Origin of the sequence: Variovorax sp. VNK109, from assembly GCF_049445855.1 — a bacterium.
GTDB lineage: Bacteria > Pseudomonadota > Gammaproteobacteria > Burkholderiales > Burkholderiaceae_C > JAGOCV01.
Genome location: NZ_JBMSDV010000001.1, coordinates 152,854 through 166,387, shown reverse-complemented (window position 1 = coordinate 166,387; position 13,534 = coordinate 152,854). Strand labels below are relative to the sequence as shown.

Annotated in this window: 18 protein-coding genes; 11 read left to right on the top strand and 7 right to left on the bottom strand. The window is 64.8% G+C overall.

The window, feature by feature from the left end:
* The first annotated feature begins 16 nt into the window (after window positions 1-16).
* Both xerD and ACO2Q9_RS00760 read left to right on the top strand, forming a co-directional pair.
* Entirely contained in the window at window positions 17-922 is a 906-nt protein-coding gene (gene xerD / locus ACO2Q9_RS00765) for a site-specific tyrosine recombinase XerD (protein ID WP_423307312.1), read from the top strand.
* 15 nt (window positions 923-937) lie between these two features.
* Window positions 938-1,708 carry an aspartate dehydrogenase gene (locus ACO2Q9_RS00760; protein WP_423307310.1) on the top strand — a complete coding sequence of 257 codons (771 nt, stop codon included), beginning with the start codon at window positions 938-940 and terminating at the stop codon, window positions 1,706-1,708.
* Between the two features lie 12 nt (window positions 1,709-1,720).
* Here ACO2Q9_RS00760 and ACO2Q9_RS00755 read toward each other — a convergent pair whose 3' ends face one another.
* Window positions 1,721-2,548, bottom strand: coding sequence for a ferritin-like domain-containing protein (locus ACO2Q9_RS00755; protein ID WP_423307308.1), 828 nt, complete (start codon window positions 2,546-2,548; stop codon window positions 1,721-1,723).
* 40 nt (window positions 2,549-2,588) lie between these two features.
* On the opposite strand from ACO2Q9_RS00755, the gene ACO2Q9_RS00750 reads away from it, so the two are divergent.
* Both ACO2Q9_RS00750 and ACO2Q9_RS00745 read left to right on the top strand, forming a co-directional pair.
* Complete coding sequence (locus ACO2Q9_RS00750; RefSeq protein WP_423307306.1) at window positions 2,589-3,113, top strand: gamma carbonic anhydrase family protein; 525 nt, start codon at window positions 2,589-2,591, stop codon at window positions 3,111-3,113.
* 30 nt (window positions 3,114-3,143) lie between these two features.
* Window positions 3,144-4,115 carry an Hsp33 family molecular chaperone HslO gene (locus ACO2Q9_RS00745; RefSeq protein WP_423307304.1) on the top strand — a complete coding sequence of 324 codons (972 nt, stop codon included), beginning with the start codon at window positions 3,144-3,146 and terminating at the stop codon, window positions 4,113-4,115.
* Window positions 4,116-4,118: 3 nt separating this feature from the next.
* Here the strand turns inward: ACO2Q9_RS00745 and ACO2Q9_RS00740 are convergent, their stop codons facing one another.
* The 5 genes from ACO2Q9_RS00740 to ACO2Q9_RS00720 are packed head-to-tail and all read right to left on the bottom strand — an operon-like array spanning window position 4,119 to window position 8,203.
* Window positions 4,119-4,583, bottom strand: a complete 465-nt coding sequence (locus tag ACO2Q9_RS00740) for a hypothetical protein (RefSeq protein WP_423307301.1) — start codon at window positions 4,581-4,583, stop codon at window positions 4,119-4,121.
* A gap of 8 nt (window positions 4,584-4,591) precedes the next feature.
* Window positions 4,592-4,867 (bottom strand): septum formation initiator family protein, encoded by a 276-nt coding sequence (locus ACO2Q9_RS00735; RefSeq protein ID WP_423307299.1) that lies wholly within the window; start codon window positions 4,865-4,867, stop codon window positions 4,592-4,594.
* Between the two features lie 18 nt (window positions 4,868-4,885).
* The gene (eno, locus tag ACO2Q9_RS00730; protein WP_423307297.1) at window positions 4,886-6,169 is read right to left on the bottom strand and encodes a phosphopyruvate hydratase; all 1,284 of its coding nucleotides are present in this window, start codon (window positions 6,167-6,169) and stop codon (window positions 4,886-4,888) included.
* A 47-nt stretch (window positions 6,170-6,216) separates the two neighbouring features.
* Window positions 6,217-6,507 carry a DUF1330 domain-containing protein gene (locus ACO2Q9_RS00725; protein WP_423307295.1) on the bottom strand — a complete coding sequence of 97 codons (291 nt, stop codon included), beginning with the start codon at window positions 6,505-6,507 and terminating at the stop codon, window positions 6,217-6,219.
* 22 nt (window positions 6,508-6,529) lie between these two features.
* Complete coding sequence (locus tag ACO2Q9_RS00720; protein ID WP_423307293.1) at window positions 6,530-8,203, bottom strand: CTP synthase; 1,674 nt, start codon at window positions 8,201-8,203, stop codon at window positions 6,530-6,532.
* Window positions 8,204-8,280: 77 nt separating this feature from the next.
* Between ACO2Q9_RS00720 and coaBC the strand changes: the two genes are divergently transcribed.
* The 4 genes from coaBC to ACO2Q9_RS00700 all read left to right on the top strand — a co-directional run bounded on the left by coaBC (window position 8,281) and on the right by ACO2Q9_RS00700 (window position 10,816).
* Complete coding sequence (gene coaBC / locus ACO2Q9_RS00715) at window positions 8,281-9,513, top strand: bifunctional phosphopantothenoylcysteine decarboxylase/phosphopantothenate--cysteine ligase CoaBC (protein WP_423307291.1); 1,233 nt, start codon at window positions 8,281-8,283, stop codon at window positions 9,511-9,513.
* Entirely contained in the window at window positions 9,510-9,698 is a 189-nt protein-coding gene (locus ACO2Q9_RS00710) for a hypothetical protein (RefSeq protein WP_423307289.1), read from the top strand. The genes coaBC and ACO2Q9_RS00710 overlap by 4 nt, the downstream gene beginning before the upstream one ends.
* Window positions 9,699-9,700: 2 nt before the next feature.
* On the top strand, window positions 9,701-10,147 hold the full coding sequence (gene dut, locus ACO2Q9_RS00705) for a dUTP diphosphatase (protein WP_423307287.1): 447 nt from the start codon (window positions 9,701-9,703) through the stop codon (window positions 10,145-10,147).
* A gap of 168 nt (window positions 10,148-10,315) precedes the next feature.
* A complete protein-coding gene (locus ACO2Q9_RS00700) occupies window positions 10,316-10,816 on the top strand; it encodes a glycine zipper 2TM domain-containing protein (protein WP_423307285.1) in 501 nt (166 codons plus the stop codon).
* 83 nt (window positions 10,817-10,899) lie between these two features.
* Here ACO2Q9_RS00700 and ACO2Q9_RS00695 read toward each other — a convergent pair whose 3' ends face one another.
* Window positions 10,900-11,418: an FKBP-type peptidyl-prolyl cis-trans isomerase gene (locus ACO2Q9_RS00695; RefSeq protein WP_423307283.1), complete on the bottom strand. Its 519-nt coding sequence runs from the start codon at window positions 11,416-11,418 to the stop codon at window positions 10,900-10,902.
* A gap of 14 nt (window positions 11,419-11,432) precedes the next feature.
* On the opposite strand from ACO2Q9_RS00695, the gene ACO2Q9_RS00690 reads away from it, so the two are divergent.
* From ACO2Q9_RS00690 to ACO2Q9_RS00680, 3 genes are all read left to right on the top strand, one after another.
* Complete coding sequence (locus tag ACO2Q9_RS00690; protein WP_423307281.1) at window positions 11,433-12,563, top strand: JmjC domain-containing protein; 1,131 nt, start codon at window positions 11,433-11,435, stop codon at window positions 12,561-12,563.
* Window positions 12,564-13,082: a hypothetical protein gene (locus ACO2Q9_RS00685; protein WP_423307279.1), complete on the top strand. Its 519-nt coding sequence runs from the start codon at window positions 12,564-12,566 to the stop codon at window positions 13,080-13,082. It begins immediately after the preceding gene.
* A 96-nt stretch (window positions 13,083-13,178) separates the two neighbouring features.
* Complete coding sequence (locus ACO2Q9_RS00680; RefSeq protein WP_423307277.1) at window positions 13,179-13,448, top strand: hypothetical protein; 270 nt, start codon at window positions 13,179-13,181, stop codon at window positions 13,446-13,448.
* The last annotated feature ends 86 nt before the right edge of the window (window positions 13,449-13,534 follow it).

Here is a 13,534-nt window from a genome sequence, read left to right as displayed (position 1 = left end):
TTGCTATCGTCGCCCCATGCAGTCCACCGCGCAGAATGACAGCGCCTCCAGCATCGACACTTTCATCGACGCCCTGTGGCTGGAAGAAGGCCTGTCGCGCAACACGCTGGCCGCTTACCGGCGCGACCTGGCGCTCTATGCCGGCTGGCTTGCCGGGCAGGGGCTGCGACTGGATGACACCACCGAGGAAAAGCTCAACCGCTACCGTGCGGAGCGTCATGCGGACACCAAGGCCACGACGGCCAACCGGCGCCTGACTGTCTTCAAGCGCTATTTCCGCTGGGCGTTGCGCGAGCGGCGCATCGACGCCGACCCGACACTTCGCCTCGAAGCTGCGCGGCAGCCGCTGCGCGTGCCCAAGTCGCTGAGTGAGGCGCAGGTCGAGGCCTTGCTCGCTGCGCCGGACGTGGACACACCGCTCGGCCTGCGTGACCGCACCATGCTCGAGCTGATCTACGCCAGTGGCCTGCGCGTGAGCGAGCTTGTGGGGCTGAAGGTCTTCAATGTTGGCATGAACGAAGGCGTGCTGCGCGTCATGGGCAAAGGCAGCAAGGAACGGCTCGTGCCCTTCGGCGAAGTGGCGCGGCAATGGCTCGAGCGCTATCTGGCAGAAGGGCGGGGCGCGATCCTCGCCGGCCAGCAGACGCAGGACCTGTTCGTCACCTCGCGCGGCGCGGGCATGACCCGGGCGATGTTCTGGGTAGTCGTGAAGAAGTCCGCGCAGCGGGCCGGCATCGACGTGCCGCTGTCGCCGCACACGCTGCGGCACGCGTTTGCGACGCACCTGCTCAACCACGGCGCCGACCTGCGTGCGGTGCAGATGTTGCTGGGTCATGCGGACATATCGACGACCACCATCTACACGCACGTCGCGCGTGAAAGACTGCGCCAGCTCCATGCACAACACCATCCACGCGGGTGACCGCGACATACCAGCATGACCAAGAAAACGCGAGTTGCCATCGTGGGAGGCGGTGCGATCGGCACCGCCGTAGTCCGCCATCTGGCGCAGCATTCGCCGGATGTCCAGGTCGTTTGCCTGGTCACGCGGTCCGTGCATGCGGTTGCGCAGGCCGTGCCATCCGCTGGCGTGGATCTCGTCGTCGAATGCGCCGGTGGAGCCGCCGTGGCGCAGCATGTCCTGCCTGCGCTGGGCAGGGGCATTCCCTGCATCGTCGCGTCGGTCGGTGCGCTGGCCGATGAGGAACTTGCCGCACGACTGGAAGAGGCGGCCAGCAAAGGTCGCACATTCCTGCGGCTCGTTGCGGGCGGGGTGGGGGGCATCGATGTGCTGTCGGCCGCCGCGCTCGACGGTCTTTCGCACGTGGAATACGAAGGGCGCAAACCGCCGCGCGCCTGGGGCGGCACACCGGCTGCCGAACAGGTCGATCTCGATGCGCTCGCGCAACCCGTGGTGATCTTCGACGGTTCGGCGCGCGATGCGGCGCGCCTCTATCCGCGCAACGCCAACGTCGCGGCGACCGTCGCCCTCGCGGGCATGGGGCTCGACCGCACGCGCGTGATGCTGACGGCGGATCCTTCGCTCTCGCTCAACCGCCACGTCATACGCGCGCGGGGTGTGTTTGGCGAGTTCGAGATCACGCTCTCCAACGAGCCCATGGCTTCCAACCCGAGAACTTCGGCGCTCGCGGCCATGAGCGTCGCACGAGCCGTCATGGATTTCCATGCATCGGTGCGCATGCCCTGATGCTCGGGTGCCCTACAGTGGGCGCAGTTCCGGCAGCGGCGATGGCGATGGGTCCAGTGCTGCCAGTTCTTCCGGCGTGAAACCGGCCCGCGTCCGCGCTTCGAAATTGAAAGGCGCTTTCAGCCGCGGCGCCTCGTGCAGGCGATACAGCACGCGATAGTGCGCCAGCGGATCCAGCCCGTCACGCTCGCAAAGCCAACGGTACCAGCGGTTGCCGACGGCTACATGGCCTACTTCGTCACGCAGGATGATGCCCAGGTTGTCCACGGCCTTGAGCGCGTCCGGCGTACCGACCTTGAGCAGCTTGCCCTGGATCAGCGGCGACGCATCCAGTCCGCGCGCTTCCAGCGTGCGCGGCACCAGCGCCATGCGGGCAACGACGTCGTCCTTCGTCTTCTCGCACATCGTCCAGAGGCCGTCGTGCGCGGGAAAGTCGCCGTACCGGTGGCCGATCGCCTCCATGTGCTCGCGCAGCAAGGTGAAGTGGCAGGCCTCTTCGCGCGCCACGTGCAGCCAGTCCATGTAGAAATCGCGCGGCATGCCGGAATAGCGCCAGATGGCGTCAAGCGCGAGGTTGATGGCATTGAATTCGATGTGACAGATCGAATGAAGCAGACCGGCCATGCCCTGCGGGGTAAAGGGTGACCGGTGGGGCACGTCCTTGGGCGGAACGAGCGTGGGGCGCGCGGGACGGCCGGGCAGCGGCTTTGATGGAACGGGCGCGCGAGCCATGTCCACGGCGATGCCGGGTGTGTTGGCCCACGCGGCCTTGAGGCTGTCGGCCTTTTCGACAGGGTCGGCCAGGCACAAGGCCTGCAGCGCGCATTGTCTGAGTTCCATCCCTACAATTCTATTTTTCCCCACACGAAGAGACATCAGCATGGCGATCTACGAACTCGATGGCAAGGCCCCCAAACTGGCCGAAGGCGCCTGGGTAGCGGACAGCGCCCAGGTGATCGGCGAGGTTGAACTGGCCGAAAACGCCAGCATATGGTTCGGCGCGGTGTTGCGCGGCGATACCGAGCTGCTGAAGATCGGACGCAACAGCAACATCCAGGACGGCAGCGTCCTGCATGCCGACGTGGGTTGCCCGCTGAGCATCGGCGACAACGTGACGGTGGGCCACCAGGTCATGCTGCATGGCTGTACGGTGGGCGACAACTCGCTGATCGGCATCCAGGCCGTGGTGCTGAACCGCGCGAAGATCGGGAAAAACTGCATCGTCGGCGCGGGCAGCGTGGTGACAGAGGGCAAGGAGTTCCCGGACAATTCGCTCATCATCGGCGCGCCCGCCAAGGTGGTGCGCACGCTGGACGATGCGGCGGCGGAAAAGTTGCGCCAGAGCGCGGAACACTATGTGGAGAACGCGCACCGCTTCGCGCGCGGGCTCCGCAGGATTGATTGAATCCAAGAGAAGCGGAAAGAAGATCCGGTTTTGAGCGAGCTACACAAATTCCTGTTCGAAGGCCTGCCGGTGCGCGGTTGCATCGTGCGGCTGACCGATGCGTGGACGGAGATCCTGCAGCGGCGTGCGTCGAACAACGAGACGGGCGCCTATCCGGCCGCCGTCTCCCGCATGCTGGGCGAGATGGCTGCTGCCGGTGTGCTGATGCAGTCGAACATCAAGTTCAACGGTGCGCTGGTGCTGCAGATTTTCGGCGATGGCCCCGTGAAAGTGGCCGTGGCCGAGGTGCAGTCCGACCTGTCGCTGCGCGTCACCGCCAAGGTGATGGGCGATGTGGCGGATGACGCGTCGCTCAGCCAGCTGGTGAACGTGAACAACCAGGGTCGCTGCGCGATCACGCTGGACCCGCGCGAGAAGCTGCCCGGCCAGCAGCCCTACCAGGGCGTGGTGCCGTTGTTCGGTGACCAGCGCGAGAAGCTCGAGAAACTCAGCGATGTGCTGCAGCACTACATGCTGCAGAGCGAGCAACTGGACACGACGCTGGTGCTGGCCGCCGATGACAAGGTGGCCGCTGGCCTGTTGATCCAGCGCATGCCGCTGGAAGGCGAAGGCAACCTTGCGGGGACGCAGCGGGCGAACGAGGACGAGATCGGTGTCAACGAGGACTACAACCGCATCGCCACGCTCGCCGCCAGCCTGAAGCGCGAGGAGCTGCTGTCCCTCGACGTGGACACCGTCCTGCGGCGACTGTTCTGGCAGGAACCGGTGCAGCGGCTGGAGCACAGCACGCCACGCTTTGCATGCTCGTGCAGCCGCGAGCGCGTGATGCAGATGATCCGCGGCCTGGGCGTCGAAGAAGCCGAGAGCATTCTTTCGGAGCGAGAGGACATCGAGGTCGGCTGCGATTTCTGCGGTCGGCAGTACCGCTTCGATGCGGTGGACGCGGCGCAGATTTTCATGTCGCGCAACGACCAGCCGCCGGGCAGCGCGACCGTCCAGTGACCGTTACGGTTCGTCGGCCCGGTTCGTGAGCCGGCTGAACAGCCGATGTTCACATGCAGGGTCAGAACACTTCTCGCAGGTCCAGACCCAGGGCACGGTGGAAGAGGGGTCTTGCCGGTCCGGGTTGAGCCGTTCTTCCACTGCACGCAGGGCGTTTGTCAGTCGCGCGGGGCCCCGGCCATAAATCACGCGGTAGGCAATACCTGCCGATGCAAGTTGTGAACGCAGGTCGACATCGGCTTTCTCTCCTGCCTGCGCATTTCCGAGGTCCAGCCCCATCAGGAGGTGCAGCGCATCGCCTTCATGCGAAGGGCTAGGGCTGTCGGGCAAGGATGAAATCTCCGAGACGACAACGTCCGCACCGCGCGCCTTCAAGGCCTGGGTGAGCTCGCTGTGGAGCGTTGTCTTGCCGGTATGGCCGGCACCGAGGATGTGGATGCGCAGTGCCATGAGCGGCGTGGGCGGCATGAGCCGCGTCAGCGCGCGATCTGCACGAAGACCTCGTTGGGCCGGACCATGCCGAGCTCCATGCGCGCCTTCTCTTCCACCATCTCCAGACCTTCACGCAGGTCGTTCACCTCGGCGGCGAGGCGTTCGTTGGCGACCTGCGACTTCGTGTTGGCCGCTTTCTGCACGTCCAGCTTCTGCTGCAGGCGCGATACGTCCGGCAGGCTCCCGCGGCCGAACCACAACTGCGCATGCAACACCACCAGCAGGGTGATGAGGATGGCCGGGACGACGCGGGTGCTCATGCGGGTGGAGGCGAACGGTCAGCGCAGGTTGTAGAACGCCGCGCGGCCGGGGTAGCTGGCCACGTCGCCCAGGTCTTCCTCGATGCGCAGCAGCTGGTTGTACTTGGCGATGCGGTCCGAGCGCGACAGCGAGCCGGTCTTGATCTGGCCGGCGTTGGTGCCCACGGCGATGTCGGCAATCGTGCTGTCTTCGGTTTCACCCGAGCGGTGGCTGATGACGGCGGTGTAGCCCGCGCGCTTGGCCATCTCGATGGCGGCGAAGGTTTCCGTCAGCGTGCCGATCTGGTTGATCTTGATGAGGATCGAGTTGGCGATGTTCTTCTCGATGCCTTCCTTCAGGATCTTCGTGTTGGTGACGAACAGGTCGTCGCCCACGAGCTGCACCTTCTTGCCCAGGCGTTCGGTCAGTGTCTTCCAGCCGTCCCAGTCGCCTTCATGCATGCCGTCTTCGATGCTGATGATCGGGTACTTGTCGACCCACGTCGCCAGCACGTTCGTCCACTCTTCGGACGAGAGGCTCAGGCCTTCGCCTTCGAGGTGGTACTTGCCGTCCTTGTAGAACTCGCTGGCCGCGCAATCGAGGCCCAGCGCGATCTGCTCGCCGGCCGTGTAGCCCGCCTTGTCGATGGCTTCGAGGATCAGCTGGATCGCTGCTTCGTGGCTCGCCACGCTGGGCGCGAAGCCACCTTCATCGCCGACGGCCGTGCTCATGCCGCGGTCGTTGATGATCTTCTTGAGCGCGTGGAACACCTCCGCGCCATAGCGCACCGCTTCGCGGAAGTTGGGCGCGCCCACCGGCAGGATCATGAATTCCTGCAGGTCCAGGCTGTTGTTGGCGTGCGCGCCGCCGTTGATGACGTTCATCATCGGCACTGGCATCTGCATGCCACCCATGCCACCGAAGTAGCGGTACAGCGGCAGGCCGGATTCTTCAGCGGCAGCGCGGGCCACGGCCATCGAAACGGCCAGCGTGGCATTGGCACCCAGGCGCGACTTGTTGTCGGTGCCGTCCAGATCGCACAGCGTGCGGTCGAGGAAAGCCTGCTCGGTGGCGTCGAGGCCGAGCACGGACTCGGAGATTTCGGTGTTGATGTGTTCGACGGCCTTGAGCACGCCCTTGCCAAGGTAGCGGCCCTTGTCGCCGTCGCGCAGCTCGATGGCTTCGCGCGAGCCGGTGGATGCGCCCGACGGAACGGCTGCGCGGCCCATGGTGCCGGATTCGAGCAGGACGTCGCATTCCACGGTGGGATTGCCACGGCTGTCGAGAACTTCGCGGCCGACGATATCAACAATTGCACTCATGTGTGTGTCTCTCGGTTCAAGTCAAAAAATCGGTCAGATGCCCAGGGTCAAACGCCTTCGATCACCACCATGCGCATGATGGCGGCACCGGCGCGTGCTTCGCGGGCTTTCGTGTATTCGGGTGATGCATCGAAGGCCTTGGCAGCTTCGACGCTGGGAAATTTGAGCAGCACCACGCGGTCCGGCTTCCAGTCACCTTCCAGCACTTCGACCGCACCACCACGCACGCAGATCTCGGCCCCATGCATCTGGATGGCAGCCGTGGACCATTTCTTGTACTCGTCGTATTGCTGGGGATTGGTGACCGTGACATTCGCGAAGATATAGGCGCTAGACAAGGTGTGTCTCCAGTTGGCCGCTTCAGGCAACTGCCTTCAGGCTCTTCTTGCCGCCCATCGCCTGATGGTCGAGTGCGGCCTTCACGAATGCGTTGAACAGCGGATGGCCGTCCCACGGCGTGGATTTGAATTCCGGGTGGAACTGCACGCCCATGAACCACGGATGCACAGTCTGCGGCAGCTCGACGATTTCGGTGAGCTGCTCGCGCTGGGTGAGCGCGGAAATCACGAGGCCGGCGTCGCGCAACTGGTCCAGGTAATTCACGTTGGCTTCATAGCGGTGGCGGTGGCGCTCGTTCACCACGTCGCCGTAGATCTTGTGCGCCAGTGTGCCAGGCTTCACGTCGGAGCTTTGGGCACCCAGGCGCATCGTGCCGCCGAGGTCGGACTTCTCGTCGCGCGTCTTGATCGTGCCGTCCGCGTCTTTCCACTCGGTGATGAGGGCGATGACGGGGTGCGGTGTGTCGGGCTCGAACTCGGTGCTGTTGGCGTCCTTCAGGCCTGCGATGTCGCGGGCCACTTCGATGGTCGCGACCTGCATGCCCAGGCAGATGCCGAGGTAGGGCAGCTTGTTCTCGCGTGCAAAACGGGCCGCGGCGATCTTGCCTTCGATGCCGCGCTTGCCGAAGCCGCCGGGCACCAGCACCGCGTCGAATTTGGAGAGGCGCGAGACGGTCTCGGGCGTGATGGTTTCGGAGTCGACGTACTCGATCTTCACGCGCGCATGGTTCTTCATGCCGGCGTGGCGCAGTGCTTCGTTGAGCGACTTGTAGCTGTCCGACAGGTCGACGTACTTGCCGACCATGGCGATGGTGACCTCGCCCTTCGGGTGTTCCGTTTCGTAGACGAGGTCGTCCCAGCGCTTGAGGTTGGCGGGCGGCGTGTTCAGGCGCAGCTTGTCGCAGATCAGGCCGTCCAGGCCCTGCTCGTGCAGCATGCGCGGCACCTTGTAGATGGTGTCCACGTCCCACATGGAAATGACGCCCCATTCGGGCACGTTGGAGAACAGCGAAATCTTCGCGCGCTCGTCTTCGGGGATCGGTCGGTCGGCACGGCAGAGCAGGGCGTCGGCCTGGATGCCGATTTCCCGCAGCTTCTGCGCGGTGTGCTGCGTGGGCTTGGTCTTGAGCTCACCGGCGGCAGCGATCCACGGTACGTAAGACAGGTGGACGAAAGCGGCATTGTTGGGGCCGAGCTTCAGGCTCATCTGGCGCGCGGCTTCCAGGAAGGGCAGGGACTCGATGTCACCCACGGTCCCACCGATCTCGACGATGGCCACGTCCACCGCATGGTCGGAGCCGATGCCCGCGCCGCGCTTGACGTATTCCTGGATTTCGTTGGTGACGTGCGGGATGACCTGCACGGTCTTGCCGAGGTAGTCGCCGCGGCGTTCCTTTTCGAGAACGCTCTTGTAGATCTGGCCGGTGGTGAAGTTGTTGGCCTTGCGCATGCGCGTCGTGATGAAGCGCTCATAGTGGCCGAGGTCCAGGTCGGTTTCGGCACCGTCGTCGGTCACAAAGACTTCACCGTGCTGGAAGGGCGACATCGTGCCGGGGTCGACGTTGATGTACGGATCGAGCTTGATGAGGGTGACTTTGAGGCCCCGCGATTCAAGGATCGCGGCGAGGGAGGCTGAGGCGATTCCCTTGCCCAGGGAGGACACCACACCGCCGGTGACGAAGACGAATTTGGTCATGTCAGGTTCGGGGCGTGACCCCGAAGGAGGTGGTAAAGCGAGATTATACGCTCGGCATCCTTGATACCATGCGCCCCATGAACGACCTCGCCGGCAAACACATCATCCTCGGGCTGACCGGTGGCATCGCCTGCTACAAGGCGGCGGAGCTCTGCCGCGCATTCATCAAGGAGGGGGCGACTGTCCAGGTGGTGATGACAGCCGCTGCCGAGCAGTTCATCACCCCGGTGACGATGCAGGCGCTCTCGGGTCGCACCGTCTACGACTCGCAATGGGATGCCCGCGAGTCCAACAACATGCCGCACATCAACCTGAGCCGCGAGGCCGACGCCATCGTGCTCGCGCCCTGCAGCGCGGATTTCATGGCCAAGCTGCTGCACGGCCGTGCGGACGACCTGCTCAGCCTGATGTGCCTGGCCCGGCCGATCGATCGCGTGCCGTTGCTCATCGCGCCGGCCATGAACCGCGAGATGTGGGCGCACCCGGCGACGCAGCGCAACCTCCGGCAGCTCGATGCGGACGGTGCCGTCATCCTGGGTGTGGGCAGCGGCTTCCAGGCCTGTGGCGAGACGGGCGACGGCCGCATGCTCGAACCGCCACAACTGCTCGAGGACATCATTGCGTTCTTCCAGCCCAAGCCGATGCGCGGTCAGCACGTGCTCGTGACGGCAGGGCCGACGTTCGAGGCGATCGATCCGATCCGCGGCGTGACCAACCATTCGTCCGGGAAGATGGGTTTCGCCGTGGCCCGCGCTGCGCGCGAGGCGGGTGCCGACGTGACGCTCATTGCCGGCCCCGTCGCCGTGCCCACGCCACGTGGCGTGACGCGCATCGACGTGCAGTCCGCGCGCGACATGCTCGATGCGTCGCTTCGATTTGCGTCGCAGGCGACCGTGTTCATCGCCACTGCGGCAGTGGCGGACTGGCGGCCAGCGTCGCCAAGCGAACAGAAAATCAAGAAGGACGGCTCGGGGCAGGCACCCGTCGTGGCCTTCACCGAAAACCCGGACATCCTGCATACGCTGGCGCAAAGCGAGCGCGCGCAGAAGGGCGATTTGTATTGCGTGGGCTTCGCGGCCGAGAGCCATGACCTGCTGGTCAATGCGCAGGCCAAGCGCGCGCGCAAGGGCATTCCGCTGCTGGTGGGCAACATCGGCCCGGCGGCCTTCGGGCAGGACGACAACCAGTTGCTGCTGGTGGACGCGCAGGGCGTGCGTGAAGTGCCGCGTGCCAGCAAGCTCGTGCTGGCCCGTCAGCTCATTTCGGAAATTGCCGGCCGCATGGCGCAGGCACGCAGGGAGCACGCATGAACAAGCTGTATGACACCCCGCCGGATGGCGATTTCGTGCGTTATGTCGAGCAGTTGACGTCGCCGCCACCGGGAATCGTCATGCGCAAGGCCAGGGCCGCGCCGCAACCCATGCAACCGATGTCCGGCCCGCCGGACCTCGCCACCATTCTTCGCCAGCTGCTCGGGCAGCGTGGCAACCGCTGAACATGAACCTCGACGTCAAGATCATCGATCCGCGCATGGCGGATCAACTCCCCGCCTATGCAACGCCGGGCAGCGCAGGCCTGGACCTGCGGGCCTGCCTGCAGGAGCCCCTCACGCTCGAACCGAATGCATGGCAGCTCGTGCCGACCGGCATTGCGATCTACCTGCGCGATCCATCGTATGCAGCACTGATCCTTCCGCGCTCCGGGTTGGGGCACAAGCACGGCATCGTGCTGGGCAACCTGGTGGGTCTGATCGACAGTGACTACCAGGGCCAGCTCATGGTGAGCGCCTGGAACCGCAGCGATACCGCCTTCACCATCCAGCCCCTGGAGCGCATCGCCCAGCTCGTCATCGTGCCGGTGGTGCAAGCCACGTTCCGCGTGGTGGATGAGTTCCCGCCCAGCGAGCGCGGTGAGGGCGGTTACGGCTCCACCGGCAAAGGCTGAGCTGCAGGGCGGCTCTGCCGGCTGGCTGTCGGACACGTCTTACGCGACGCTACGCGCGCGTCGTACAGGTGGCCGTGCCGGTGCCTGACCGCGCGACGCTGCGGCGCGCCCTGTAATTGGCGCATGGGTTTCTCCTTCGAGGAGCCCGGACTTTTCCAAGGAGATGTCATGCGCACTATCGCTCGAACCTTTACCTATGTGTCTGCTGCGGTCGTCGTGGCGACGCTCGCTGCTTGCGGCACCAACCCGAATCTCCCGCCTGAGCAGGTGGTGACGAGCCGTCCGTACTCACCGGCATATCCGCCTGTCGCCTCGGCCAGCTACGTCGAATTCGGTCGTGTATCTTCCGTCGACATCATCCGTACCGAAGAGCGCGGCGGCCGTCCCTCGGGTGCTGGCGCCGTGATTGGCGGCATCGCAGGTGCGGTGATCGGCAATCAGATCGGCGGTGGTTCGGGTCGCGCGCTGGCTACCGCTGCAGGCGCTGTCGGCGGCGCAGTGGTCGGCAACAATGTGGAAGGCCGCAACCGCAACACCGTCAACGAAACCTACCGTGTGTCCATCCAGGTCGACAACGGCACCATGCGTTCATACGACGTGCCGTCCCCTGGGGATCTGCGCGTGGGTGACCGCGTGAGGATCCAGGACGGCCAGATCTCGCGCGTCTGACCGCGCGCAAGACCTCCGCGAGTAAGACACTCGCATCGGTCGGGCACTTCAGTGCCCGACCGCGCACACGGGAAGCTCGTCGCTCAATGCAGTGACGAGCTTCCCGGCGCTTGTGGCGTGACACGGAAGAAGCCGGTGCCGGCCGTGCCCTCACCGATTTCCTCTTCGGTGGCTTCACGCACGGTATGAACTTTGAGGGCAATGCGCAGTGCAATGCCTGCCAACGGATGGTTGCCGTCCAGCACGACATGCTCCGGATAGATTTCCGTGACGGTGAAAAGCAGGTTCTTCGGTGCATCAGCGTTGCCGCCTTCCGGTAGGCCTTCGAAGGTCATGCCTTCTTCGAGGCCTGCGGGAAACAGCGAGCGCGCTTCGAGGAACACCAGTTGCTCGTCGTAGTCGCCAAACGCCTCTTCCGGCTCCAGATGCAGGTTCAGGGTCGCGCCCGGTTCATGCCCTTGGAGGGCTTCCTCTATCTTGGCGAGGAGGTCGCCCCCGCCCACGAGGAACTCGACGGGTTCCTCGAGGACGTCCAGTTCTTCGCCCAGTGTGTCCTTGAGCGTCCAGGTGAGACCGACCACGCATTGCTGTGAAATTTCCATAGGAGAATTGTCCCATGGACTCCCGGAAAAACATTGGCTTGCTCGGCGGCCTCTCCACAAGCCAGTTCATGTCGCGGCATTGGCAGAAAAAGCCCTTGCTGGTCAGGCAGGCCGTGCCGGACATGCAGGCCCTGCTGTCCCGGCAGCAGCTCTTCGCGCTCGTGTCGCACGACGATGTGGAGTCGCGCCTGGTCGAGCAACGGGGCGGTGCCTGGAAGCTGCGCCGCGGGCCCTTCGGGCCGCGCAGCCTGCCGCCGCTCAGCCGGCCCCAATGGAGCCTGCTCGTTCAGGGGACGGACCTGCACGATGATCGCCTTCACGAATTGCTGACGCGCTTCCGCTTCGTGCCCGATGCCCGGCTCGATGACCTGATGATCAGTTACGCCACGGATGGTGGCGGCGTCGGGCCGCACTTCGACAGCTATGACGTATTCCTGCTGCAGGCGCATGGCAAGCGCCGCTGGCGCATTGGCCTGCAGGACGATCTGACCCTGCGCGACGACGTGCCGCTCAAGGTTCTCGCCAACTTCCGGCCACAACAGGAGTGGGTGCTTGAGCCCGGTGACATGCTCTACCTGCCGCCCCGCTATGCACACGATGGCATCGCCGAGGGCGAATGCATGACCTACTCGATCGGCTTTCGCGCGCCGGCCCGGCAGGAGCTCGCGCGCGAACTGCTTCAGCGCATTGCCGACGAGGACGGCGACGAACCCGTGCTGTACCGCGATGCCAGGCAGCCTGCCGTGGAGTCGCCGGCGGAAATCCCGCAAGGCATGGTCGATTTCGCGCGTGATTCCGTAGCGCGCGCCTTGGGTGAAACCGGGGCGCTGGAGCGGGCGCTCGGGGAATACCTCACCGAACCCAAGGCCAACATATGGTTCGATGCGACCCGTGTTCCACGCAAGCTGGTGGCAGTGGCGCTGGATCGCCGTTCGCGGATGATGTATGACCGCAAGCGCATCTTCATCAATGGAGAGAGCTATCTGGCTGCCGGGCGCGATGCAACGCTCATGCGCAAACTGGCAGATACGCGCAGGCTCGACGCCAAAACCCTTGCCGGGGCCAGCGACGATGCGCTGGAGTTGCTGTCTTCCTGGTGTGCGGCAGGGTGGCTGCACGCGGCGGGAAAACCTGAGGAGATGTGAATGGCTGAATCCACGACGGGTGTCACGCCCGAACCTGGCGAACTTCCCCAGGGCCGGTTTTCCGGCCGGAACGATTTCCGCGACCTCGTGCGCGACGCGTTCGCTGCCGCAGTGCGTGAAGACTGGCGGCAGATCATCATCTCCGACGCCGATTTCGACGACTGGCCATTGGGCGAGCGCGCAGTCGCACAGTCGCTGAACGACTGGTCCCGCAGCGGGCGCAGTTTCGTGATGATTGCGCGCAACTACGACACGCTCATCCGTGAGCATGCGCGATTCGTGACCTGGCGCAAGACCTGGGGCCACATCATCGAATGCTGGGCCTGTGGGTCAGCTGACCCGCTGGAAATGCCCAGCGCGATCTGGAGTCCGCAATGGGCCATGCACCGCCTCGACCCCGAGCGCTGCAATGGTGTCGCGGGCCGCGAACCGGAGCGGCGCGTGGCTTTGCGCGAAAGCCTGGACGAATGGGTCCGCAAGAGTGCTCCTGGCTTCCCGGCCTCCACCCTCGGCCTATAATTCCCGGCTGAGCAGAAGGTCATCAGAACCTTCGCTCGGCCGTGCGGCGCCGCCCACGGCTCATCCAACTGAAGACTCCTGTTTCAAGGAAATGAAATGAAGAAATCGCTCGTACTGGCTACCCTGGTTGCTGCCGTTGCCCTGGCCGCTTGCGGCAAGAAGGAAGAAGCCGCTCCTGCACCCGCACCGGCCCCGGCTGCTGCACCGGCCCCCGCACCCGCGGCTGCACCTTCCGCACCCGTTGCCGACGCAGCCACTGCAGCTCCGTCTGCCCCTTCCGCACCTGCGGCTGACGCATCCGCCGCTGCTTCCGACGCTGCCGCCAAGGCCGCTGAAGCTGCCAAGGAAGCCATGAAGAAGCCCTGATACGTCGGCTCTCCGACTGTCAGAAAGCGAAAAGCCACCGCAAGGTGGCTTTTTTCATGGACGTCATCCGTCCTGTCCCTGGCCTG